This window comes from Streptomyces sp. AC558_RSS880 (genome assembly GCF_019049255.1).
Lineage (GTDB): Bacteria > Actinomycetota > Actinomycetes > Streptomycetales > Streptomycetaceae > Streptomyces.
The window spans coordinates 19971-44695 of record NZ_JAGMUJ010000020.1; the positions used below are offsets into that span (position 1 = coordinate 19971).

General features: G+C 70.8%; 19 protein-coding genes. 9 read left to right on the plus strand and 10 right to left on the minus strand.

The features are described from left to right. Window positions 1-111: 111 nt before the first annotated feature. Window positions 112-1290: a serine hydrolase gene (locus KUM38_RS07820; RefSeq protein ID WP_217128549.1), complete on the minus strand. Its 1179-nt coding sequence runs from the start codon at window positions 1288-1290 to the stop codon at window positions 112-114. Then, a complete protein-coding gene (locus KUM38_RS07825; RefSeq protein ID WP_217128550.1) occupies window positions 1242-2615 on the minus strand; it encodes a multidrug effflux MFS transporter in 1374 nt (457 codons plus the stop codon). The genes KUM38_RS07820 and KUM38_RS07825 overlap by 49 nt, the downstream gene beginning before the upstream one ends. 140 nt (window positions 2616-2755) lie before the next feature. On the opposite strand from KUM38_RS07825, the gene KUM38_RS07830 reads away from it, so the two are divergent. After that, a complete protein-coding gene (locus KUM38_RS07830) occupies window positions 2756-3784 on the plus strand; it encodes a Gfo/Idh/MocA family protein (RefSeq protein WP_217128551.1) in 1029 nt (342 codons plus the stop codon). Here KUM38_RS07830 and KUM38_RS07835 read toward each other — a convergent pair. After that, window positions 3771-5411 carry an alkaline phosphatase gene (locus KUM38_RS07835; protein ID WP_217128552.1) on the minus strand — a complete coding sequence of 547 codons (1641 nt, stop codon included), beginning with the start codon at window positions 5409-5411 and terminating at the stop codon, window positions 3771-3773. The genes KUM38_RS07830 and KUM38_RS07835 overlap by 14 nt on opposite strands. Window positions 5412-5545: 134 nt before the next feature. On the opposite strand from KUM38_RS07835, the gene KUM38_RS07840 reads away from it, so the two are divergent. Further along, window positions 5546-6358, plus strand: a complete 813-nt coding sequence (locus KUM38_RS07840; RefSeq protein ID WP_217128553.1) for an SDR family oxidoreductase — start codon at window positions 5546-5548, stop codon at window positions 6356-6358. Window positions 6359-6602: 244 nt separating this feature from the next. Here KUM38_RS07840 and KUM38_RS07845 read toward each other — a convergent pair whose 3' ends face one another. Next, on the minus strand, window positions 6603-7592 hold the full coding sequence (locus KUM38_RS07845; RefSeq protein ID WP_217128554.1) for an aldo/keto reductase: 990 nt from the start codon (window positions 7590-7592) through the stop codon (window positions 6603-6605). A 92-nt stretch (window positions 7593-7684) separates the two neighbouring features. Between KUM38_RS07845 and KUM38_RS07850 the strand changes: the two genes are divergently transcribed. Further along, complete coding sequence (locus KUM38_RS07850) at window positions 7685-8038, plus strand: MazG-like family protein (RefSeq protein ID WP_217128555.1); 354 nt, start codon at window positions 7685-7687, stop codon at window positions 8036-8038. A gap of 230 nt (window positions 8039-8268) precedes the next feature. Here KUM38_RS07850 and KUM38_RS07855 read toward each other — a convergent pair whose 3' ends face one another. Continuing rightward, window positions 8269-8985 carry a lytic polysaccharide monooxygenase gene (locus KUM38_RS07855; protein ID WP_217128556.1) on the minus strand — a complete coding sequence of 239 codons (717 nt, stop codon included), beginning with the start codon at window positions 8983-8985 and terminating at the stop codon, window positions 8269-8271. A gap of 414 nt (window positions 8986-9399) precedes the next feature. On the opposite strand from KUM38_RS07855, the gene KUM38_RS07860 reads away from it, so the two are divergent. After that, window positions 9400-10053, plus strand: a complete 654-nt coding sequence (locus KUM38_RS07860) for a LysM peptidoglycan-binding domain-containing protein (RefSeq protein ID WP_217128557.1) — start codon at window positions 9400-9402, stop codon at window positions 10051-10053. Between the two features lie 111 nt (window positions 10054-10164). On the opposite strand, the gene KUM38_RS07865 is transcribed toward KUM38_RS07860, so the two are convergent. The 3 genes from KUM38_RS07865 to KUM38_RS07875 all read right to left on the minus strand — a co-directional run bounded on the left by KUM38_RS07865 (window position 10165) and on the right by KUM38_RS07875 (window position 12946). After that, complete coding sequence (locus tag KUM38_RS07865; RefSeq protein WP_217128558.1) at window positions 10165-11229, minus strand: alpha/beta hydrolase family protein; 1065 nt, start codon at window positions 11227-11229, stop codon at window positions 10165-10167. Between the two features lie 585 nt (window positions 11230-11814). Beyond that, entirely contained in the window at window positions 11815-12546 is a 732-nt protein-coding gene (locus KUM38_RS07870; RefSeq protein WP_217128559.1) for a hypothetical protein, read from the minus strand. A gap of 250 nt (window positions 12547-12796) precedes the next feature. Beyond that, on the minus strand, window positions 12797-12946 hold the full coding sequence (locus tag KUM38_RS07875) for a hypothetical protein (protein WP_217128560.1): 150 nt from the start codon (window positions 12944-12946) through the stop codon (window positions 12797-12799). A 449-nt stretch (window positions 12947-13395) separates the two neighbouring features. Here KUM38_RS07875 and KUM38_RS07880 point away from each other — a divergent pair, with 449 nt between their 5' ends. Beyond that, window positions 13396-15042, plus strand: a complete 1647-nt coding sequence (locus KUM38_RS07880) for a hypothetical protein (protein ID WP_254396840.1) — start codon at window positions 13396-13398, stop codon at window positions 15040-15042. A 14-nt stretch (window positions 15043-15056) separates the two neighbouring features. On the opposite strand, the gene KUM38_RS07885 is transcribed toward KUM38_RS07880, so the two are convergent. Further along, complete coding sequence (locus KUM38_RS07885) at window positions 15057-15251, minus strand: DUF397 domain-containing protein (protein WP_217128561.1); 195 nt, start codon at window positions 15249-15251, stop codon at window positions 15057-15059. Further along, window positions 15248-16048, minus strand: coding sequence for a helix-turn-helix transcriptional regulator (locus KUM38_RS07890; protein WP_217128603.1), 801 nt, complete (start codon window positions 16046-16048; stop codon window positions 15248-15250). Before KUM38_RS07890 ends, KUM38_RS07885 begins: the two co-directional genes overlap by 4 nt. Before the next feature lie 193 nt (window positions 16049-16241). On the opposite strand from KUM38_RS07890, the gene KUM38_RS07895 reads away from it, so the two are divergent. From KUM38_RS07895 to KUM38_RS43235, 4 genes are all read left to right on the plus strand, one after another. Continuing rightward, window positions 16242-16664 (plus strand): ATP-binding protein, encoded by a 423-nt coding sequence (locus KUM38_RS07895; protein WP_217128604.1) that lies wholly within the window; start codon window positions 16242-16244, stop codon window positions 16662-16664. Window positions 16665-16767: 103 nt separating this feature from the next. After that, the gene (locus KUM38_RS07900; RefSeq protein ID WP_217128562.1) at window positions 16768-17586 is read left to right on the plus strand and encodes a hypothetical protein; all 819 of its coding nucleotides are present in this window, start codon (window positions 16768-16770) and stop codon (window positions 17584-17586) included. Then, window positions 17579-20764: a DEAD/DEAH box helicase gene (locus KUM38_RS07905; RefSeq protein ID WP_217128563.1), complete on the plus strand. Its 3186-nt coding sequence runs from the start codon at window positions 17579-17581 to the stop codon at window positions 20762-20764. Before KUM38_RS07900 ends, KUM38_RS07905 begins: the two co-directional genes overlap by 8 nt. A gap of 137 nt (window positions 20765-20901) precedes the next feature. Further along, window positions 20902-24681, plus strand: a complete 3780-nt coding sequence (locus KUM38_RS43235; RefSeq protein ID WP_308408922.1) for an AAA family ATPase — start codon at window positions 20902-20904, stop codon at window positions 24679-24681. Window positions 24682-24725: the final 44 nt, after the last annotated feature.

Below are 24725 nucleotides of genomic sequence, written 5' to 3' on the forward strand. Positions count from 1 at the left end.
CCGGCGGCAGCACCGCTCACCATCGAGGACGTCGCTCACCATCGAGGGCACCGCTCACCATCGGGGACGTCGCTCACCATCGGGGACGTCGCTCACCATCGGGGACGTCGCTCACCTCCCCCGCACCGCCCGCGCCACCCGCGTCGCCGCCTGCGCCCTCGGCGTGCTGTCCGGCGGGACCGGGCGGCGCGGATGGACCGTGTTGGCCAGCAGGATCAGATACGTGTCCGTGGCCCGGTCCAGGACCAGGGACGTGCCCGTGAAGCCGGCGTGGCCCGCGGCCCCCCGCCCCGCCAGTTCCCCCATGAGCCACGGCTGGTCCAGGGCGAAGCCCAGGCCGGGCGGGGTGAACAGCAGGTCCACGAAGTCGGGACCGAGGATGCGGGCGGGGCCGTACGAACCGCCCGCCAGCAGGGTCCGGCAGAAGACCGCCAGGTCCCGCCCCGTGGAGAACAGCCCGGCGTGGCCCGCCACCCCGCCCAGCGCCCACGCGTTCTCGTCGTGCACCTCGCCCCGCAGCATCCCCCGGTCCGCCTTGGCCCACGGCCGCCGCTGGTCCTCCGTCGCCGCCGCGTCCGGGCACGGCCCGAAGCCGGTCGCGGTCATGCCGAGCGGCCGGGTGATGCCGTCGCGCACGAGGACGTCGAGCGGGCGGCCGGTGATGCGCTCCAGGACGTGCTGGAGCAGCAGCATGTTGAGGTCGGAGTAGCAGTACGTGCCGGGCACCCCGACGGGCCGCTCCGCGCGCAGCAGCGCCAGCCGTTCCGCGTCGTCGGCACAGTCGTACAACGGGAGTTCGGGGCGCAGCCCGGAGGTGTGGGTGAGCAGCTGGCGGATGGTGATCCCGTGCCGCGCCGCGCCCGTGAAGTCCGGCAGGTACGCGCCCACGCGCGCGTCGATGCCCAGCGTGCGCCGCTCGATCTGCTGCACCACCGCCACCGAGGTGAACAGTTTGGTCAGGGACGCCAGGTCGAAGGGGGTGTCCACGGTCATCGGGACGCGTTCGGCCGGCGGCAGCTCGACCGGGGCGTCCGTCTCCTCGTCGTACGCCGCGTAGCGCACCGCCCAGCCCGCCGCCTCCTGCACGGCGAGCACCGGGCCGCGCCCGACGACCACGACGGCGCCCGCCGCCCAGGGCCGCTCGCCACCGGTGCGGGCGTGGACCTCCCGGACCAGGTGACGTAGTTCCCGCGTGTCGAGCCCGGCCCGCTCCGGTGTGCCGTCACGCAGTCGCGGCGCGCTCAGACGCCCCCGCCCTTCGCACCGGCCGATCCGCTCCACGGACGGCACATTCCCAGGAAGCAGGCCAGCGCCACGAGGGCGGCGACCAGCTGGACGACGGCCATCGGGACGGCGGTGTCCTCCCCGGCGATCCCGACCAGCGGGGAGGCGATCGCGCCGATGAGGAAGGACGTCGTGCCGAGCAGCGCCGACGCGGAGCCGGCGGCGTGCCTGGTGCGCATCAGGGCGAGGGTCTGCGTGTTGGGCAGGGTGATGCCCATCGCGGACATCAGCACGAACAGCGCGGCGGCCACCGGTACCAGCCCCACCTCGCCGAACGTGCCCAGCGACATCAGCAGCAGCGCGACCGCCGCGACGACCACCACGGCCAGCCCGAGACCGGTCGCCTTGTCCAGCCGGACCCGGCCGACCAGCACCTTGCCGTTGATCTGCCCCATGACCACCAGCCCGATCGAGTTGAGCCCGAACAGCAGGCTGAACGTCTGCGGGGAGGCGCCGTAGATCTCCTGGATGACGAACGGGGAGGCGGCGACGTAGGCGAAGAGGGAGGCGAAGGCGAATCCGCCGGTGAGCGTGTAGCCGGTGAACACGCGGTCGGCGAGCAGCCGGCGCATCGAGCCGAGCGTCTCGCCGACGCCTCCGTCGTGCCGGTCGGCGGGGGCCAGTGTCTCCGGCAGCCTCGCCCAGACGACGGCCGTCAGCAGTACCCCGACGCCGGTCAGGACGACGAACACGCCCCGCCAGTCCGTCACCCGCAGGATCTGCCCGCCGATGAGCGGCGCCACGATCGGCGCGACCCCGGAGATCAGCATGAGGGTGGAGAAGAAGCGGGCCATGGCCACGCCGTCGTACAGGTCGCGGGCGACCGCCCGCGCGATGACGATGCCGGCCGCGCCCGCGAGGCCCTGCGCCAGCCGGAAGGCGACGAGGAGTTCGACGGTCGGCGCGAAGGCGCACAGCGCGGTGGCGACGACGTAGACCACGAGGCCGACGAGCAGCGGCCGGCGGCGGCCCCACCGGTCGCTCATCGGGCCGACCACCAGCTGCCCGAACGCCATGCCGGCCAGACAGGCGGTGAGCGTCAGCTGGACGGTGGCGGCGGGCGCGTGCAGGGACTGGGTGACCGCCGGCAGGGCGGGGAGGTACATGTCCATCGCCAGCGGGGGCGTGGCGGTCAGGCCGCCGAGGACCAGTGTGACCAGGAGGCTCGTGCGGCGGCCGGCGGTCGCGCGGAGCGCCGCCCCGTCCGCCCTCGGGCCCGGGACGGCCGTCTCCGGTGCCCTGCTCACACCCGGGTTCGCTGCCGGGTTCGCTGTCGAGTTCGTCGCCGGATTCGCTGCCGGGTTCGATATGGACGCCCCACCCTCGGGCATGTGGCCCCTCCCTTTCCATGCCATCGGCTCCCTATGCTCTCAGCTCGTACGGAGTGCTCGGCGTCAACGGCGATGTCATGGGAGCGCTTCCATCCACATCCGTTCAGGATGTGACGAACGACACGAGCAGGGTGGGACGCATGACGGAGCAGAAGGTGCGCTGGGGCATTCTGGCGACCGGTGGGATCGCCGCGAGGTTCACCGCGGACCTGGTGGACGTGCCGGACGCGGAGGTCGTGGCGGTGGCGTCGCGGTCGGTGGAGCCGGCGAAGGCGTTCGCCGAGCGGTTCGGGATACCGCGGGCGTACGGCGACTGGGAGTCGCTGGCGTTCGACGAGGAGGTCGACATCGTCTACGTCGCCACTCCGCACTCGGCGCACCGCGCGGCGGCCGGACTGATGCTGGAGTCCGGGCGGAACGTGCTGTGCGAGAAACCGTTCACGCTGAACGCGCGGGAGGCTCAGGAGCTGGTCGCGCTGGCGCGGGGCAACGGGCGCTTCCTGATGGAGGCCATGTGGACGTACTGCCATCCGATGGTGCGGCGGCTGAAGGCACTGGTCGACGACGGCGCGATCGGCGAGGTGCGCCACGTGCAGGCGGACTTCGGCCTCTCGGGTCCGTTCCCGGCGTCGCACCGGCTGCGGGACCCGGCGCTGGGCGGGGGCGCCCTGCTGGACCTGGGCGTGTACCCGGTGTCGTTCACGCAGCTGCTGCTCGGGGAGCCGTCGGACGTCACGGCGCGGGCGATGCTCTCGGAGGAGGGCGTCGACCTCCAGACGGGGGCGCTGCTCTCGTGGGAGAGCGGCGCTCTCGCCTCGGTGCACTGCTCCATCGTGGGCGGTACGGCGACCTACGCCTCGATCACCGGTTCCGAGGGCCGCATCGACATTCCGTCCGGCTTCTTCTTCCCGGAGCGGTTCGTGCTGCACCGGGACGGCCGGGACGCCGAGGAGTTCACGGCCGACCCGGCCGACGGTCCCCGCGACAGCCTCAGGCACGAGGCCGTCGAGGCGATGCGGGCCCTGCGGGCCGGCGAGACCGAGTCCCCGCTGGTCCCGCTCGACGGCACCCTCGCCGTGATGCGGACGCTCGACGCGATCCGGGACCGCGTCGGCGTCCGCTACCCGGGAGAGACGGAGCAGGACCGGCAGGCCGTCACGCCGGCTTGAGCCCCTGCTCCCCCACCTCCGTGACGAAGGAGGCGGCGGTCGTGAGCGGCGCGCCCTGCGTGGTCACGTGGGACACCGTCTTGAAGTCGGCGCGCGCCAGCTCACGGCCGAGCGACACCGTGGTGTAGCCGCGGAGCCCGCTGTAGAACCTCATGTGCGGGTTGGCGGCCATGTAGGTGTCCCAGTTGGAGGGCTTCTCCGAGCCGTTGCCGCCGCTGGTGACGGAGGTCGTGACGATCTCCGTGCCCACGGTCCGGGAGTCCGGGTCGGAGAAGTCGCGCTTGATGTCGAAGCCGTAGTGCACGTGCACGTCGCCGGTGAGGACCATGAGGTTCTCGACGCCGGCGGCCTGCGCGCCGGCCAGCACCCGCTCGCGGGAGGCCGGGTAGCCGTCCCAGGAGTCCATGGAGACCTTGGAGGGCGCCGTGCTCGAGTTGAACCGCTGGGAGAACGTGACCTGCTGGGGCAGCACGTTCCACACCGCGTCCGACCGGTGCCAGCCGTTGAGCAGCCAGCGCTCCTGGGCGTCCCCGGTCAGGGTGCGCGACGGGTCCTCGGACTCCGGGCCCGGGTACTGCCAGCCGTCGCCGTACGCCTGGTTGGAGCGGTACTGGCGGGTGTCGAGCACGTCGAACTGGGCCAGCCGGCCCCAGTGCAGGCGGCGGTAGAGCTTCAGGTCCGGGCCCTCGGGCAACTGCGGGCGCCGCAGCGGCATGTTCTCCCAGTAGGCCCGGTAGGCGGCGGCCCGGCGCAGCAGGAACTCCTCCGGCGGGACGCTGTTCTCCGGGGCGTCGCCGGCGTAGTTGTTCTCGGTCTCGTGGTCGTCCCAGGTGACGACGAAGGGGTGCGCGGCGTGCGCGGCCCGCAGGTCGGGGTCCGACTTGTAGAGGGCGTACCGCAGGCGGTAGTCCTCCAGCGTCACCGTCTCGTGGCCGAACAGCGCGGGCAGGGTGCCGGCGGGGTAGGCGCGCGAGCCCGCGACGGCGTTGACGGCGTACTCGTAGAGGTAGTCGCCGAGGTGGAAGACGACGTCCACGTCCTCCTCGGCGAGGTGGCGGTACGCGGTGTAGTAGCCCTGGTCGTAGCGCTGGCACGAGACCACGCCGAAGGTGAGGCCGTCGGCCCTGCCGCGGGTCGCGGGCGCGGTGCGGGTGCGGCCGACGGGGCTGACGAAGCGGCCGGCCCGGAAGCGGTAGTAGTAGACGTGGCCGGGGGCGAGGTGGCCGGCCTCGACGTGCACGGTGTGGTGGAACTCGGGGTGGGCGGTGGCCTCGCCCCGTCTGACGACGCGGCGGAACCGTTCGTCCAGGGCGAGTTCCCAGCCGACGGTGACGCGTCGCGCGGGCAGTCCGCCGTCGGCCTGGTAGGGGGCGGGGGCCAGGCGCGTCCACAGCAGGGCGGAGTCGGGCAGCGGGTCGCCGGAGGCGACTCCGAGCGTGAACGGGTCGTCGGTGAGCTGCGCGGCGTCGAGTTCGGCGGCGGCCGCGGTGCCCGCGCCGGGCACGTCGACCGCGAAGGCGAGCGCGGCGGCGGCGCCGGTGACGGTCAGGAACCGGCGGCGGCCGATGTGGCGGGCGGCCGCGCGGAGTTCGGGGGCGTGCTGTGACTGACGGGCCTCGGATGTCATCCGTTCCTCCCCTGGCGTATGGATGCGGGAGGAATTGGAGTGGCCGGGGACGACCGCGCATTGACGCGTACACGGAATTCGCATGACGGTCGTATGAGGTCCGCATGACGGACCCTCCCGTACGCTGCGGGCCCATGAATGCCAAGCGAACGGACGGACGGACAGGGATCGCCGTGGTCACCGGGGCGGGCTCCGGCATCGGGCGCGCGGTGGCGGTGGAGCTGGTGCGCGGGGGGTGGTCGGTGGTGCTGGCCGGGCGCCGCGAGGAGACACTGGAGGAGACGGCGGCGCGGGGGTCCGGGGGCGCGTCGCCGGACGTACGCGAACCCGGCGGCGGGCCCGGGAGCGCGTCGCTCGTCGTACGGACGGACGTGTCACGCCCGCAGGACGTGAGCGCCCTGTTCGCGGCCGCCGTCGAGCGGTTCGGCCGGGTGGACCTGCTGTTCAACAACGCGGGGACGTTCGGCCCCGGCGGGGTGCCGGTGGAGGAACTGCCGTACGAGGCCTGGCGGCACGTGGTGGACACCAACCTCAACGGGGCGTTCCTGTGCGCGCAGGCGGCGTACCGGCAGATGAAGGAGCAGGCCCCGCAGGGCGGCCGGATCATCAACAACGGCTCGATCTCCGCGCACGCGCCGCGCCCCCTCTCGGTCGCCTACACCGCGACCAAGCACGCGCTGACCGGCCTGACCAAGTCCCTGTCGCTGGACGGGCGGCCGTACCGGATCGCGGTCGGCCAGATCGACATCGGCAACGCGGCGACCGACATGACGCGGCGCATGGAGACCGGGGCGCTCCAGGCGAACGGGGAGACCGCCCCGGAACCGGTGATGGACGTGGCGGACGTGGCCCGCACGGTGCGGCACATGGCGGAGCTGCCCCTGGAGGCGAACGTGCAGTTCGCGACGGTCCTGGCGACGACGATGCCGTACGTGGGCCGGGGCTGAGCGCGGCCGGTGCACTGACCCTGCACAAACGGAGTTTGAACGTCCGCACTATTGCGGCCGATAGCGGACTTGTGCTCAACTCTCCTACACCAAAGCTTCACACTTGGAATGGGCAGCTTCCGCAGGCCATGTCCAGGGGGGAGGCGGCAGCCGTTCCACGCCACCGGGTGGGGGGTGGACCCGCGCGGGACCGCGGGTGCGCACCGGTGGGTGGAACGGCTGCCGCGCGAAACGACCGGGCTCGCTACCGGGCGGCGAGGATCCGCTCAACCTCGGCCATCTGCGCGTCGGTGAGCGCGCCCTTCTCCAGCGCCCCCGCGTTCTCCTCCGCCTGGGCGACCGACCGGAAACCGGGGATCGGCACGGTGCGCGGGCTGCGCGCCCACAGCCAGGCCAGGGCGCCCTGGGCGAGGGTGCGGCCGTCGCTGGTGAGTACGTCCCGGAGCGCGTCGACGCGCGCGAGCCACTCGGGGTCGGCGCCGGACCCGGCACCGAAACCCCGCAGCCAGGCGGGCGGCCGGCTGCGGATGTCCCCGGCCTCCAGCGTCCGCCGGCCGGAGTGCTTCCCGGTGAGCAGGCCCATGGCGAGCGGGCTGCGGTTGACGGAGGCGAGGTCCGCCTCCTCGCACAGCCGCAGCATCTCGGGCGCGTCCGTGAGGACGTTGAGCGCGTGCTGTACGGCGGTGCAGTGCGGCCCCTTCGCGAACACGGCGGCGCGGGCCGGGTCGTCGGTGCTCCAGCCGTAGGCCCGGATCAGCCCCTGCGCCACCAGTTCCTCGCAGGCGTCCCGCAGCCGGGCGGCCCGCTCGGGGTCGGCGTCGGCGAGGTGGAGCTGGTACAGGTCGACGTGGTCGGTGCCGAGGCGGCGCAGCGAGGCGGTCAGGGCCCGGCGCAGGTGCTCCGGGGAGTCGTCGCCGCCGGTGAGGGTGCGGGAGTCCGGGTCGAAGACGTTGCCCCACTTGGTGGCGACGACGGCCTCGTCCCGGCGCCGCCCGAGGGCCCGTCCGAGGACATACTCGCTGTGCCCCGTCCCGTAGACGTCGGCCGTGTCGAAGAAGGTGACCCCCAGGTCGAGTGCGCGCCGGATCGCCCGCGTCGACTCCTCGTCGTCGACCTTGCCCCACCCCAGGGGCTGTCCAGTGGCATCCTGCCACTCACCGCCGATCGCCCAGCAGCCGAACCCGACGGCGCTGACCTCGATACCGCTGCGTCCCAGTGTCCGTGTGGTCTCCATGCCCCGGAACGCTAGGAGTTGGAGCGCGCGCGAAGGCAAGCCGCCGACTCGGCGCCGGGGCCTGTCAGTGCCGTGTGCCAGGCTCGGCCCTCATGAGCGACCACCTGCCCCCGCCCCCTCCCCCTCCCCCGGCCGCCGACCTCTGGGATTCCATCGACGACCTGTGCGGCTGGCTGGACGCCAACCGTCCGGCCGACGGCCGGGAGGGCCTGCTGCTGCGGATCATCAAACTGTCCGAGGAGGTCGGCGAGGTCGCCGAGGCGGTGATCGGCGCGACCGGCCAGAACCCGCGCAAGGGCATCACGCACACCTGGGACGACGTCCGGTCGGAGCTGTGCGACGTCGCCGTCACGGCGCTGATCGCCCTGCGCACCCTCACCCCCGACGCCCGCGAGGTCTTCACCGACCATCTGGCCCGGGTCACGCACCGCTCGCTCGGCGACTGAAACGGGCACCTGGACCGGCCTGGACACCGCGGTCGCCTTGGGTCCCTTCGGCCCCTTCAGCCCTTTCGGTCCCTCCGGCCAGGACCTCACCAGCACGGTCCTGCACCACGCGGACGGCCCGGTGGGCCAGGCCCGGCAGATCCCGACGGTGCGGCCGTCGCCGGGAGCACGGCCCCGCAAGGGGTGACCGGTGCGGCGCGCGCCGCACCGGTCCGCTTCGGCGGGGACGGCTAGCAGGCTCCGAGGTCCTCCCAGACGCCCCACTCCCCCGTGGTGCCGGGTTCCTCGCCCGTCACCCACCACTTGGCGCGCCAGGTGCGGCCGTCGTGGGAGACGGTGTCTCCGCCGGTGTAGACGTTCGCGGCGTTCCAGACCGGCGCGGCGCAGTCGCCCGGTTCGCCGCCGCCGTCACCGCCACCGCCGTCACCGCCGCCGCCGATGTTGACGTCGATGCAGGCGTAGAAGGCGTTGGCGGTGTCGGCCACGTTCCAGACGGCGAGGACCTTCTGACGGCCGGTGAAGCCGCCGAAGTTCACCTGGTGGGCGACGTCCGCGGGCGGCTGCGCGCCATGGCCGTCGAACTCGGCGATCTTCGTGTTGCCGATGAAGTACTGCCAGGTGTCGGTGGCGTGCCGGGCGGTGTGGTGCCAGTTGAAGGTGTGGCTCGTGCCGACCGGGGTGACGCGCCAGCCCTTGCTGTCGTCGTCGAGCTCGGCGAACTGGCTGTTGCCGCCACTGCAACTGCGCAGGCCCTTCGGGCCCTCGACGCTCTGCGGCTCGTACTGGATCTGGCCGCAGTCGACGACGCCCTCGGCGCACTGGTCCTGCCGGCTGCCGGGGTCGGTCACCCAGCCGTGGGCGTAGGCCGGGCCCGTCGGGAGGCTGAGGGCGAGCAGAGGAGCGACCAGCGCTCCGACGGCGACCGCCACTCGTCTTTTCGTGCTCATGACATATCCCTTTCCTTCGGTGTGCGTCGACGCCGCCCGCGGGGGCGGCCCTGCCGACCGTGCCGTGGGCGCCGCCGCACGCGCCCCGCACCTTCGCCCGACCGACGGCCTGACCGGGGTTGGGGTGAATGGAAGAGAGGTCTAGACCTCAGCGACTAGGTCTAGACCATACCGATGAACCGGGAACGGTCAAGGGTTCACGCAAAGGGAACCGGCGCACAGGGCCGATCGGCTCAGTGGCCGCGCCGCACCACACGCCGCGACCTAGCGTGAGGATTTGTCACAGTATGCGTTCACCGCAGGAGGTGAGATATGCGGCACATATGCCGCCGCGGTCCGGCTCTGGCCATGGTCAGCGGCTTGGCGGCCGGCTCGATGCTCTTGGGCGCGAGTCAGGCAGCTCAAGCAGCGCCCATGGAGGACGGGGCCCGGCCGCACCGGTCGGCCGCGGCCACGACCGGGCCCTCGAAGGATCAGGCGCGTCACGAGACCCACACCGTGGCACGCGGAAACACCTTGTGGGAGATCGCCGACCGCCATTACGGCGACGGAATGAAGTGGTGGGCCGTCTTCGGGGCCAATGCCAAGGCGATCGAGAAGACCGCGCGGGACCACGGGCGCAAGGGGAGCGACATCGGCCACTGGATCTTCCCCGAGACCGAGTTGGTGATTCCCGCCCCTGCCGCGGTGAAGGCCGGCGAGAAGGCTGTCCGCGCGACCCTGGAACACGTTCTGGCGCAGCATCCACAACCGCTCGGCAACGCGCTCTGCCCCGAAGCGCAGGCACCCGAGGACATGGGCGAGTGCTTCCTCGGACTGCTCGACCAGGTACCTCTGCTGCTCGACCGGGTACCTCTCCTGCTGGACCGGTTGCCTCTCCTGCTCGACCAGGTACCTCTGCTACTGGACCAGCTGCCTCTCCTACTGGACCGGGTCGACGTTCTGGAGGAAGTCTCAAGCGACGAACTCCTCGAACTGGTCGAGCCGCTCATCACCTGCGTGACGGAGGAAGAGGATCCCGCTGCCTGTCTGACGGAGGCGATTGCGAACCTGCCCGCCCAGGAGTGACGGACTTCGTCGGGTCGCCTCCGACGAGGTGACCCGACGACCGGACACTGCGCCCGAGCAGGCTCCTCCACCCGCCACCGGCCCACCACTCGGGGTCGGCACCGTGGCCGTTCAGCCGTCGTGACCGGTGGCGTCGCGCAGGGCGCGCAGGAGCATGGGCAGGGACCTGCGGAACTCCCGTACCCAGTACGGCGGGTCATGCGTGCCCGGGTAGAAGTGCGTCGTCACCGGGGCCCCGACGGACTCCAGGCGTGCGGCCAGGGCACGGGACTCGCGCTCCATGATCGTTTCGGTGGGTGAGATGACGTCGTCGGGGAACGGGTCGGACGGGTCCTCCAGCCCGGGAACCTCCGGGTCGGGCTGTGTGCCCGGCGGATCGAGCACGCCCGCCCTGCCGTCGCCGCTGGAGAGGTGGACGGGAGTGTCGCGCAACCGGTCGGCCAGGTAATACGGGTCGTGGGCCTCCCAGTTCACGCGCTGGGCGACCGGGTCTCCCCACACCGCCTTCCAGTCCAGGCCCAGGGCGGTCATCCCGGCCCGGACCGCGTGCGGATGCTGCAAGGGGTGCACGTAACCGCTGTAGCTCGCCACCGCCCGGAACAGCCCGGGGTGGCGGCCGGCGTAGGAGAGCCCGCCGAATCCGCCCTGCGACTCACCCGCGGCCACGCGGTGGGTGCCGGCGCCGTAGTGGCGTTCCAGGAGGGGGCGCACCTCCCGGAGGTGGAAGGTCTCCACGGCGGGCGGGCCGCCCCGGCCGTCGTTGTACCAGTCGCTGTAGAAGCCGAACAGCGGCATCTCGGGCATCACCACGAGCACGTCCCGAAGTTCGGGCAACTCCTGGAGGCGGGCGTCGTAGTCCTCCGTCCACGCCTTGTAGTTGCCGTCACCGCCGACCAGGAGGTAGAGCACCGGCCAGCTCCGGTCCGGCCGGCGGTCCTCCCAGCCGTCCGGGGTCAGGAGCCGGACCTTCGCGGTGCGCCCCAGGGCGGGCGAGTCGACCGTGAGGTCGACCAGGCGCTCACCGACGTCCTCCTCGGCGACGACCCGGGCACCGCGGTGCGGTGCCGGGGCACCCCCGCCGGCGTACGCCACGGAGCCTTCCGCAGGCAGCAGGAAACCCGTGATCACCAGGGGAAGCAGCAGACGCAGCCGCAGCCGCGCAGAGTGCCAGGACATCCGACCTCCGTCACGTAGGGGACATCGGCATTTTCACCCATTCGAACCTTATGCGCACGCACAGTGATCACGTGCAGTGATGCTGTGGCGTACCTGCCGTCGGCTGTGCCCCTCCAAGGAGCGGGACTCCGGGTGGGTGGACGGTCACGGGCCCCTTCCAGAACGGTGGGCCCGCCGCGGGGGCACCGGACGTGGCGGAGCCCGGGAGTCGTATCCAGCTCCCGGGCCCCTGGGGATGCCACCCAATTGCGCACGCCGGCGGCGTTTAAGAGGACGGATCAGTCATCATGCCGTCGTGTTCTTCCTTTGAACTACCGCGCCAGGCGAGAGGCGCAGGCGAGAGTCGAACTCGCATCCGACGGCGTTCGTCCGTCCCCGGTCGGTCCGGCGATCGGCGGCGATGCTGAGACTGGAGCGAGAGTCTGAGATTGACCGCGGCCGCCGGTTCGGCGGACCGCTTCTTCAGGCTGAACTTCAGTGTCAGCTTGCGCTCGTCACGCGAACCGGTCCTCATGTCCGGCCCGCGCTGTCGCGCACCCCCGCGCTCGCACGCGGGGGCGATCATGGTGGCCACCTCGGCCGGCGTCAGCCGAACAGGTAGCCGAACACCGCGTCGCCGACCCGCTGGTCGGTGACCTCGGCGCCGTTGGCCTCCTCGCGGGCGAACTTCACGGCCTGCTGGAGCTTCTCGACCCGCTCCACCAGCTCGTTCACCCGCCGCGCCGGAAGCGCGCCGGAGAACTTCACGGTGGTCCAGTACCCGATGGGCACGTCCTCGTAGTACACCTCGACCTGTGCCGGGTGCTTCTCGGTCGCCTCCGCCTTGACGTGGTTGCGCGGGACCTTCTTCGTACGGATCGTGCGGACCGGGTCCGTCTTCCACCAGTCCGTGGACGGGTCGTGGGACCAGGACTCGGCGGCGTCGAGGGTGGGCAGCTTCTTGACGAAGGTGTGCAGGTCGGCGAGCTGCTTCTCCAGGAAGAGCAGGTAACTGACCGGCACGTCGGCCACGACGGTCCGTCCGTCGACGGTGACGTCCGCGCGGGCCCCGCAGTTCGCCCAGTCCTTGGTCGCGGTCACGTCGAACAGCCGCGTCAGCGACGCGGACATCTCCCGCAGCACGTCCTCGGCCTGCACCTGCACCCGCGTCGACTCGGGCGGCAGCTGCTCGCCCTCCTCGTCCTTCGGCTGGTACGTGCGCGAGATACCGGCCAGCAGCGCCGGCTTCTGCACCTTGGTGTGCGCGGCGTTGATGTCCTGGAGCGACTTGCTCTTGACACCCTTCTCGACCGCGATGATCTGGTTCAGCTTCGCCATGTCGGGCCCCCCTTCGAACAGCAAGGACCTTGCCACAAGGGGCAGATCACCGCACACGGTTTTCCGCCTGCCCGGTAACCACGGCGTGCGGACGGGGCATTGACGTCAGCTCGGAGAAAACTGTCACCGAGGAAATGCGAAGCAGTACGCGGCGATCACCACGTGAACGAGGCACACAAGTACTTGCCAGGCAAAGGTAAAGAACTATTCAGCAGTACTCCAAGTCGGCCAGACACACCTGCTGGTACCACTAGTTGACGGTCCAGTCACCGCCGATCGTGTAGCCGATCTCGCACATCTGCCCCGTCGCCCGTTCCAGGAGGATTCTCAGTCCTTCCAAGGTGCCAGTGCCCTCGGGTTCGGCGTAGACCACATGCAGATCTCCGAAACGTGTCCCCACGTCCTGGAGGACAGGCACGTCGTCTTCATTGTCGATCGACGCGTAGTACCTGATCTCACACCCAACCCTCCGACCGGCCGCCGAAGCCCTCACACACGCCCGCCGCGACAGCGGAGCACCGGAGGAAACAGCCCGAGGAGTTCCCGTGCGGGGCATCCCAGCACAGCGATCCACCTCCGAGGAGACCGAGCCGCGCTGAACGCCTCCTGCTAACGCGTCCCGCTCCCCGCCCTCGCCCACTGGCGGACGGGACGCGCGTCCGGCGCCATAGGGTGACGGAAAGGCCGACGCGGATCGGCCTCGACCCACCTCCCGGCCAGGGCCCCCGCCACCCGGCGTGACCTGACCGCCCCGCCTGAGCACCCCCACCGGCGCGCCGCCCCTCCCGGGTGTCGCGCCGTACTCGGCGCAACCACCGCCCGCCCACCTCACCGCACAGGCAGCCGCTTATGGAACCGCGCAACTACCGCATGGTCGTCTCGACCGCGCAGGACTTCGTGACCACCTCCGCCGAAGCCGACCGCCAACTGCACCACTGGCTAGGCACGATGAAGCGGTATGACACCTCCGCCCTGGACAAGGGCCGCAATGAGATAGCCGAGGGCGTCACCCTCGACCACGACGCGGCGGCGGGCCGGCACGGCTCGTACTCCCGCTGGCGACTCCGCGAGAACCGGCCGGACAACCAGGGCACCTGGCAGTCCACCGTCGTGGTCCGCTCGGACAACGGCAAGGACTCCCGCCGCACCTGGCTCCAGGTGGACATCGAGTACCAGCCGGCTCCCGGCCAGGCACACATCCGTGCGAACACGCCCGGCATAGCCAAACTCCTCCTCGACGCTGTCCCCGCACAGGACGGCCTCGCCGAAGTCGGGACGGTTCCGAAGTTCATCGAACAGGACGACGTGGAGGAGGTGATCGAGGAACTCTGCGAACAGGACCGCAGACTTCCTGTCGTCGTGGCAAGTGTTCCGTACGGGCAGGATGCGGAAGCCTGGACGAAACGGGTCGTCGAACCGGTCTTCCGGCACCTCAGCGGTCTCGCCGTCATGTACGTCCTCCGGCCGGATGCCCAGCAGTCCTTCAACGCGACCCTCGAACACCACCCGGTCTTCGGGGGTGGCGTCCGCACCTACCTTCCTGGCGTGGACCCGGCCTGGCAGCCCGACGCCCAGCGTCACCCCGTGATGTCCCGGTCCACCATCGAGGCGAACGTCAGACGAGCGGCGGCGATCCTCGCATCCCTTCCCCAGCGCCTGGCGCTGAGCCACCCCCTCCCGGAACCGCTGGACACCCTGCCGTTCCAGCGCAGCCGCCCCCGCCCGGTTGTCGACACGTCCAGCCTGGAAGAGCTTCGCAAGGAGCTGCGCAAGGTCGACACCCAGCGCCAGGAGGCGGAGCAGCGCGAGGAGTCGAAGGACCAGCAGATCCGTGAGTTCCGCCTTCGTGTCAAGGAGGCGGACGACCGGGACTTCGAGCAGATCGTCGAGAACGACCAGCTCTACCGGGACTTCCAGGACGCCCACCGCAAGGTCCGCTTCCTGCAGAAGAAGCTCGAAGAGGCCGGCCTCCACGCGCTGGCCCACACACCGCCCCCGGAGCCTGAGGACCAGCCGGCCACCTTCGCAAAGATCCTCGACCGCATGGACGAGTTCACATACCTGCGATTCACCGGGAACCCCAAGAAGACCAAGGATCTGGACGCCCAGTGCATCGTCAACTGGGTGACCGTCGCCTGGGACGCGTTGCACACGCTGAACGACTACGCCGCAGCGTCCGCCGCGGGAACGACGGGCGGCGACTTCCGCCACTGGTGCGACAACCTTCCGGACGGATCCTCGAACCGTTTTCCGTCCGCCAAGGTCAAGATGAAGGAGTCCGAGACGGTCGGGAACAACACGAAGTGGCGTCGCCAGCGCACGTTCCCCGTGCCGACGTCCGTCGCCAAGGAGGGCAAGCTTTTCATGCAGGCCCACCTGCGGATCGGCGGGGGCAACACGGTGTCACCCCGGCTCTACTTCCATGACGACGGAGCCGGCACAGGGCTCGTCTACGTGGGGTACATCGGAGAGCACCCCGACAACACACAGACCTGACGCCTGCGGGTGGGTCAGCGTGCGACGGCAAACCGTACGAACGCGGCCCACTCCGTGGCGGAGACGGTGAGTTCAGCGCGGGCGGGCACCTTGGAGTCGCGGACGTGGATGGCGCCGGGCGTGACGGCGACTTCGAGGCATGCACCGCCCTCGTTGCCGCTGTAGCTGCTCTTGAACCAGGCGAGGGGAGCGGATTCCGCAGTACTCATAGCTCAGCCACCATCTTTTCGATCAAGGCAAGGGACTCCTGCATCGTAAGCGCCTGCGCCCTGATGCTGCCGTACTGTGCGGCCAGGATACGGACTTCCTCGGCATCCGTGATCAGTCGGCTGGAGCTCTGAGCCTCGGTGTACCCAAGTTGGCTCTTCCCCTTGGGAGTCAGCAGGATGAAAGAGCCGCCCATCCCTGCGTGCTGAGTGCGGTCGTTCGGCATCACTTGCAGCTCTACATTGCGCAGCTGAGCCAGTCGAAGCAGCTGCTCCAACTGCTCTCTGTGGACTTCTCGACCTCCGAGAGGACGCGTCAGCACACGCTCCTCGATGACCGAGGTGATCACCGGCAACGGCCAATGGAGCAGGATCTCCTGTCGCGCCAGCCGAGAGACAACCCGCTGCTCGATCGTCTCCTCGTCCAGGAGCGGCTTGCGCATCTCGTACAGCGCTCGAATCCTGCGCTCGGTCTGAAACAGACCCGGAATGTCATGGCAGTTGTAATCGTTGATCTCAACCGCCTCCCGCTCCAACCGCGCATAGTCCCGGAACCAAGCCGGATGCCGAACCCGTGCCTTCGCCTTGGCCCTCTCCACGTCCTCGATCGTGGTCCGGAGCAGCCCGCCCGCCCCCAGCAGCTCGTCGGCCGCCTCCAGGAACTCCCGCTGCGGCGTCCGCCTCCCCCGCTCCAGCGAGGAGACGAGGTCCTCGCTGTACCCGAGCCGCTCCCCCAGCTCCCGCTGGGTGAACCCGGCCCGCTCCCGGAGCAGCTTGACCTGCTTGCCCACCGCCCGCATCAGGTCACCGCTCAACTCCCCCTCATCGTAGGCCCCCTGCGCCTCCACCGCCGTTTCGGACACGACTGCCCCCTTCCCCAGGTCACCACCGACACCCCGCACACGGCACCTTCCGTTTCGGTACGGGCACCCTCCGTACCGGGGGATGTCCTGGTCAGAGTAGAGCGGGCCGACCACGCTCGGTGACGTGAAGATGCAGATCTCCTCCCTTCGATTCAGCCAGCTCCTCAGCGCCACCCCGCGCGGCGCCCGGCTCGCCCGTCTGCTGACCGTGCAGCAGCTCGACGCGTGGGGCTGGCCGCCGGCCTGCGCGGTGAGCGAGTCCGCCGCGCTAGTCGTCGCCGAGCTGGCGGCGAACGCGGTCACCCACGGCCGCGCGCAAGGCCGTGGGTTCCGGCTCACGCTCACCGTCGAGGCACCCGGCACCGGCACGCTCCGCGTCGAGGTCACCGACGCCCGGGGCGACCACGCATCCCGACCCCGTACGGCCGCCCCCGGCCCCGCCGCCGAATCCGGTCGCGGCCTGCTCCTCGTCGAGACCCTCGCCACCCGCTGGGGATGGGAGCCCTATCCACCCTCCGGGAAGACCGTGTGGGCATGTCTCCCGCTCTCCTGACGGGGAATGCGAGACAGTCCGTTCACAGGCGGGCACACACCGTGGACAACGCCCCGGGGAGGTGGAGAGAATTCCGATCACACTGTGGGGAGGGGACGTACGGGTGAGGGAGAACAGCGCGTTAGATGGCGCCGTGCCGCGCATCTCGCAGGGGATCGAGGTGTACGCCGGCAAGGACGGGGCCGTGTCGTGGAGCGGCGTCGAGCTGACGGCCGACGTGATGCGGGAGTTACGCGGGGGGCCGTGGGCCGAGCGGGTCGGTGACCTCGCCGCCACCCGCGACTTCCTGACCGAGTTACGGGGCCTCGCCACGACGGACATGGAGACCGACACCCTCAAGGCCCTCCTGGCGAGCGAGCCGGAGCCCCTCCCCTGGCAGGTCGGCGAAGCCCTCGCCGAGGTGCTGCTGGAGCACTGGCACGGGGCGCTGTGGCTGTGGGACGGCACCCGTGACCGGCGTACGCGCAAGGCGAGCCTGCCGGGCGCCGACCTGGTCGGCCTGTGCGTGGCGGACGGCTCGGCGCGACTGCTGTTCGGCGAGGTCAAGTCGTCCTCCGAGCAGTCCGCCCCGCCGGGCGTCATGAACGGCGCGGACGGCATGATCAACCAGCTCAGAAAGCTGTCCACGAAGGACGACCACCTCACGCTCATGAAGTGGTTGCGCTTCCGGTGCCTGACCCCGGAGCACAAGGCCGCCTACCAGACGGCGGCCGGCCGCTGGGTGAAGTCGATGGGCAAGGACATCCAGCTCTTCGGCTGCCTGGTGCGCGACACCGCCCCGGAGCCGAAGGACCTGAGCAACCGGGCCAAGGACCTGGCTAAGACGGTCGTGGAGCCCATGCACGCGCTGCTCACGGCCTGGTATCTCCCCGTGGCCATGACCTCGTGGCCCGACCACGTGGGGGTGCTCGACCATGGCTGACTTGGGCTGGCTGGACGACGTGCTCGACCCGGCCCTCGTGTCCGAGGCCGACGAGCGAGCACACCGCGTACTCATCGGGTCCGCGCTGCGCGCCGTGGAGGGGGAGGTCCCGCCGGGCCCCGAGGAGGGCCACGAGGCGGTCGGTTTCGCGGTGGACGCCCTGGACCTGCTGGCCTGGGACGCGATCGCCGAGGACCCGAAGGCGGAGTCGACGCGGCGGCTGTGCGGGCAGATGTTCGCGCTGGCACGGGCCCGGCTGCCCGCCTGGGACTCGCCGGAGGCCCGGCTGGAACTGCTGCGCACGGCGTGCCTGGGCTGGATCGCGGACGAGACACCACTCGCCGCCCGGCTGCTGGCGGACGTGGAGCTGCCCTCCGAGCCGCGGATGGCCGACGACTGGGAGTCCCGGGTGCGGCGCGGCACCGCCGACGCGTGGCTGCTGCTGCTGCGCAAGCGCGGGTGGGACGATCTGGATGCGCTGGACCAGCTCCTGGTGCGGCTGCGGTGGGAGCAGGCGGGGCTGGAGGAGCCGTACCTCTCGGCTGCGGGCGACGACGCGCGTCCCGCCGCCTGGTCGCTGGCCGCGCACTACCACCTACTCAAGACGGCGGAGCTGCTCGCCGAGTACCTGGCCACGGGGGCGCTGATGCGGGGCCGTCGGCCGAGCCGCCACTACGGGGTGCGCGAACGCGTGCAGTCGCACTGCGACCGCGCGCTGGAGGCGGCCATGGCCTCCGCCGACCCGGACCTGGAGGTGCTCGTACGGCTACTGACCGCGACCGCCGACCAGATCATCGACAACAGCCTGTGGACGGTGGCGCGCGCGGTCAGCCCGGAGGTGAACGCCTTCGTGGCCTCACTGGTCGACCGGGACCGGCCGCGCCCGATCTTCGAGGTGCTGCCGCCGCAGCGAGTGGCCCTCGCGGAGCAAGGTCTGATCCGCACGGCGCACCGCAGTGTGGTGGTCAGTCTCCCGACGAGCGCGGGCAAGACGCTGATCGCCCAGTTCCGCATCCTCCAGGCGCTCAACGCCTACGACAAGCAGCAGGGCTGGGTCGCCTACGTCGCCCCGAACCGGGCGCTGGTGAACCAGGTGACGCGGCGGCTGCGCCGCGACTTCGCGGGCCTCGGCATCGGGGTGGAACGGGTCAGTCCCGCCCTGGAGTTCGACGGCCTGGAGGAGGACATGCTCACGGACCGCGGCGAGGGGCGGTTCCGGGTGCTGGTGTCGACTCCGGAGAAACTGGACCTGCTGCTGCGGTCGGGATGGCAGGAGAGAATCGGGCGTCCGCTCTGCCTGGTGGTGGCCGACGAGGCCCACCAGCTGGGCGAGGGCAAGCGCGCGATCAAGCTGGAACTGCTGCTGGCGACCGTCAACCGGGAGGCCCTGGACGCCGGGTTCCTGCTGCTGACGCCGTTCATCGACAACGGGGACGTCATCGCCGAGTGGCTGGACAGCGGCAGCCGGCAGTCGGTCGGGCTGTCGGTGGACTGGGCCCCGAACGACCGCATCCTCGCGCTCGCCCTGCGGGAGCACACCCCGGGCGCCGGCGGTTTCCGGGTCGCCCTGGAGACGCTGGTCACCAGTCGCAGAACGCTCAGCGTGCCGGACACCCTGCCGCTGGACGGCCACCGGCCGCTCGGACTGACCTGGTCGCAGGCGGGCAGTCCGACCAAGCTGGCCGCCGCGACGGCGTCGGTGCTGGCCGAGCGGGGGCAGACCATCACCCTGGCCGGGCGTCCGGACTACGCCTGGTCGATCGCCAAGCTGCTCGCCGGCGGCCGGGAGGACGTACCGGACGCCGGCGAGGACCTGCGGGCCGTCCAGGCCGTGGTCGCGGAGGAGTTCGGCCCGGACTTCCCACTGGTGGGGTTGTTGGCCAAGGGCATCGGGATCCACCACCGCGGCCTGCCCGACGACATCCGCACCCTCACCGAGTACCTGATGGAGTCCGGCGACCTGACCCACCTGGTCTCCACCACCACCATCGCCCAGGGCGTCAACTTCCCCGTGGCGAACGTCGTCCTGGCCTCCCACCAGTTCCCGTACGGGGAGGACATCCCCGCCCCGGACTTCTGGAACCTGGCCGGTCGCGCCGGCCGGGTCGAGCAGGGCGAGGTCGGCCTGATCGCGCTGGCGGCCACGGACGAGGTGCGGGCCGGGAAACTGCGGGCGTTCGTCGGCCGCCGGGTGACGGAGCTGAACTCCACCCTCGTCGAGATGGTGCGGACGGCCCTGAGCAGTTACGGTCACCTGGACCTGCGCGTCCTGGCCCACCTCCCCCAGTGGTCGGCGTTCGTGCAGTACCTGGCCCACACCTACCGGCAGATCGGGGACGCCGAGGAGTTCGCGGAGGAGATCGAGCAGATCCTGCGCGGCACCCTGGGCTTCCAGGACCTGCGGCGCACGGACCGCGGCTGGGCAGCGGAGCTGACACGCAGCGTGCGGGCGTACGCGGAGCGGCTGTCCGGGCAACCGCTGGCCCTCGTCGACAGCACGGGCTTCTCGTGGGAGAGCGTGTCGGCGACCCTGGGCCGGCTGAGCGACGCCCGCATCGGCCGCGACGTGTGGGAGCAGCCCCTGTTCGAGGGCGATCGCCGCCCGCTCGCCCAGCTCATCGGCGTCATGCTGGAGGTTCCCGAACTCAGGGACAACCTGGTCGAGGTGACCACCGAGCACGAGGGCCGCAGCGGGGACTTCATCGCCCGCGTCATGCAGGACTGGGTGAACGGCGCGTCGATGCGGCAGCTCGCCGCCAACCACTTCACGAAGGCCGGCACGAGAGACGAACTCAAGGCGATCACCAAGTGCTGCCAGCGCCTGTTCGGCGAGCTGGCGCCCACGGTCTCCTGGGGTCTGTCGGCGCTCCAGTCGCTCACCCTGGGCAAGGACTTCGCCACCCTGCTGGCCGAGACCCAGCGCGAGCTGCGCAACATCCCGTCGTACGCCTACTACGGCGTCCGCACCGAGGACGCCATCGCGATGCGGCTCGCGGGCGTACCGCGGTCGGCGGCGGCCCGGATGGCCGCGACGATCACCGACGGGACCCCCGCGGGCGGCCCCGCGGCGGCGCGCAGTCGGCTCGCCGCGCTGCCCGAGACGGCCTGGCGGTCGGCCCTGGGCGCCAAGGGCCCGGCCTACCGGACGGTCTGGCGGATCCTCGACGGGGCTCGATAGGGCGAATCCGTTCGGGCCGTTCGGACACCCGTCCTTCCGCCAGGCACGGATACCCGCTCGTCGCGGACAGGTGTCAGTGCCCGACCCTAGAGTGATGAGTGACTGCCAGAAGTGCGGGAGGGAACGCGGTGGCGTACGTGCAGCATCTTTCGGTCCGGATCCCCTGGCACGACAGGGGCTGGGACGGCCGGATCTGTGACGATCCGCTGGGTAACGCCTCCTGCGTGCTGCTGGAGAACATCGGGCGTCGGCGCGACGACGAGCTCGAGGTCCGCCACGTCGGCCAGGCATTCGAGGCACTTCCGGGGGGTCTGCCCCCGTGCGCCGGCGAGCGGGGCGGCTTCCTGAGCAGCCGGGACCAGGTGCTGCGGACGTCCCATCCCTACGGCCACAACCCGGCGCTCAAGGCTCTTCGAAGTGCGTCCGTGCCCCTGCCCGCGTGGTCGGTCCACGCCATTCCGTTCCGCTGGCTCAACCGGGACCTCCTCGATGACGTCATGGAACAGCAACCTGTGGACGGCTACAGCACGGACGCGGAAGACCGTGCCGTCTCCGCACTGGACTTCGCGCCTGCCTGGGTGCTCCACGGGGACAACCAGAAGGCGGCCATCGACACGTTCTTCCAGGACGTCGCCGATGGTCGGTCCCTGGTCTTCTTCTACCTCAAGCACGCTCCGTTCGAGAACCATCCCCGCCGCGTGCTCGTCGGGGCCGCGCTGGTCGCATCGGTCACCCGGCCCGGCAGATGGCCGACCGACGGTCCCGTCCCCTTTCCCAACCACATGTGGGAGACGGTGGTCCGGCACACGCTGCGACCAGACGGCACCGGAGGCATCCTGCTGCCGATGCAGGCCCTGGCACAGCTCGCGGCCGACGGCACCGACGTTTCGGACGCCCTGGCCGAAGCTCCTGAAAAACGCTGGGAGTTCTCGTACGGGACCGAACACGTACCGGCGGACACGGCGGTGGCCTCGCTCCTGGAGCTGAAGCGCGCCGCCGAAGCTGCCGTCGCCCTCGGCTGCGGACTGCCGGAGCGCTCCTTCGACTGGCTCGACGAGCAGTTGGACCGTGCCTGGCTGCGCCGCGGTACCACCCCCGGTCTTCCTGCGGTGCTGGATCTCCTGAGCGTGCCGCATCCCACCTTCGCGGCCCGTGAGGTGACGGCTGCCGTCGGTGAGGGAGAGGACCCCTGGCCGGTGCTGGAGCGGGCACTGGCCGGACGCGGCGGCCCGGACACCGTCACGTCGCTGGCCACGCCGACGCGCCGGAAGGTATGGAAGGCACTCGGTCAGGAAGACCGTCAGGCCATGCGGTTGCTGGCTCGCTTCGACCTGACCTCCGACCAGGTGCGCGACGTGTACCACCAGAAGACCACCGTGCCCCTGCCGGTGTCCGAGCTGCTCGCGGACCCGTACTCACTGGTGACCTGCACGATCGACGACGCGAACCCCATCCCCTTCGAAGCCGTCGACCGCGGCTGTTTCCCCGACCGGCAGCTGACGGCCCGGCACCCGCTGCCGGTCTCGCAACCGCTCACGGACCCCGACGACAAACGGCGTGTCGAGGCCGCCATGGCGACCGTGCTGCTGCGTGCACAGAGCCAGGGGCACACGCTGCTGCCGCTCGAAGAAATGCTGGAGGGTCTGGAAGGACTCAGCTCCGTCAAACCGCTGCGCCCCAGCGACGCGGTTCTGGCAGCCCACGAGCTGCGGGCAGAGGACCTCGATGATGATCTCGGCCTCGCCTGGCCGCAGTTGTGCAGGACGCGGATCGCCGACGGTACAGCCGCCTACAAACTGCGCTCCGCCCTGTGGCGCAAACACACGATCCGGGAGGTCGTCGACCAGCTGCGCTCCGCCGCCCGGCACACGGCGCCCAAGGATTTCGGGGCCACCCTGGACGCCGCCCTCGACACGGGGGACGAGATCGCCGACGCCGACCGTGCCGAGGAGTCGCGGGCCCGGCAGGAAAAGCTCGTGGCCCTGCGGGAGATGTACGAAAGCCGGTTCACCGTGCTCAACGGTCCGGCGGGCACCGGCAAGACCACCCTGGTCAAGGCGCTGGTGCAACGCCCCGAAGTGTTGTCGGGCGGAGTGCTGTTACTCGCTCCTACGGGCAAGGCACGAGTTCAGTTGCAGGACAAGGTGGGCCATCAGGCGCAGACCCTCGCCCAGTTCCTGAGCAAGTCGGACCGCTACGAAGCCGACAGCGCCCGGTACCGGATCACCGGCCGGACGCCGCGGGAGCGGCAGTACGGCACGGTGATCGTCGACGAGGCCTCGATGCTCACCGAGGACATGCTCGCGGCGCTGCTGGACGCCCTGGAGACGCCGCAACGGATGATCCTCGTGGGCGATCCCCGCCAGCTTCCGCCCATCGGAGCGGGCCGGCCCTTCGTCGACTTGGAGCGTGCCGCCCGGCAGAACCACAGCGGCTCGTGGCCGCGGGTCGCCCAGGGCTGGGCGGAGCTGACGGTGCTGCGCCGCCAACGGGGACTGGGAAACGTACGCCACGACCTGATGCTGGCCCGTTGGTACAGCGGTGACGAGCACGGGGCCGACAGCGATGAGATCTGGCAGCGGCTGCGCCAGGGGCAGAACATGACAACGCTCCGCGCGGTCCCCTGGAACGGCCGCACGGCGACACAGGTGGTCGACGACGTGCTGCGGGACGAGTTCCAGGTGGTGGAGGACGCCACGGGCCTGAGCTTCGCCACCTCGTACGGCGCGGGCACCACTCAACACGGGAACACGGTCTACCCGAACTACTTCACCGCCCCGGCGGCCTGCGGACGCTGGCAGATTCTCAGCCCCGTGCGCGGCACGGCGCACGGAACCGTGGAACTCAACCGCCACCTCAAGCGACGTTACCGCGGCGCCTCCCTGGAGAACGCGCTCAAGGGATCCCGACACCGCAGGGTTCCCAAGCCCTTGGGCGCGGAGCAGATCGTGCTAGGCGACAAGGTCGTGCACACCCGCAACGGGACGCTCCCCGCGTGGTCCCAGTCCGAGGGGAAGAACACGAAGGGCTACGTCGCCAACGGCGAACTCGGTGTGGTCACCGGTGAGCTGAAGAGCGGGCGCATGAAATGGGCGCCTCGCACCACCGAAGTCGAGTTCTCCTCCCAGCCCGGACAGCGCTACAAGTACGGGCGCTCCGGCGGTGAGGAAGACGTGCCCCTGGAGCTGGCCTGGGCTCTCACCGTGCACAAGAGCCAGGGCAGTGAGTTCGAGACCGTCGTCGTGATCCTGCCCGCGGGGGTCCGCAGCACCTCGCGGGAGCTTCTGTACACCGCGCTCACCCGGCAGACCAGGAAGGTGATCATCTGCCATGAGGGGCCCCTCGACGATCTCCTTGAGCTGACCCGGGCCACCGGATCCGACACCGCCCGGCGGTTCACCGACCTCATGGTCACCCCGGACCCGCGCACCGTGACGACACCCAGCGGCGCGAACTGCGGGCGGGTCGACGCGCGGCTCGTCCATGTGGCGGTGAACGGCGTGATGGTGCGCAGCAAGAACGAGGTGATCGTCGCCGGCCTCCTCGAACAGCTCGCTCCCGGCGCGTGGGCGTATGAGCAACCGTTCAAGGGGAAGGACGGCCGCACGGTGCTGCCGGACTTCACCATCACCCCGCTTTCCGGCCCCCCCGTCTTCTGGGAGCACCTCGGTATGCTCGACGATCCGGAGTATGCCGCCAGGTGGCGGCAGCGCCTGAAGTGGTACGCCGACCAGGGAGTGCTGCCCGAAAAGGACGGTGGCGGCCTCAACGGCACCCTGGTCTGGACGAGCGACGAGCACGGCGTGAACGAACCGGAATGGCGGGCGCTGGCTCAACGCGTCGTCGGTGCCGCGTCCATCCGCCGGGCCCGGCCCACAGCCGTGAAGAAGACGGCCGCACGCCCTGAGCGCTCCTGACCCGACGCCCCGGACCAGGGGAACCACTCGCCAGCCCACACCAT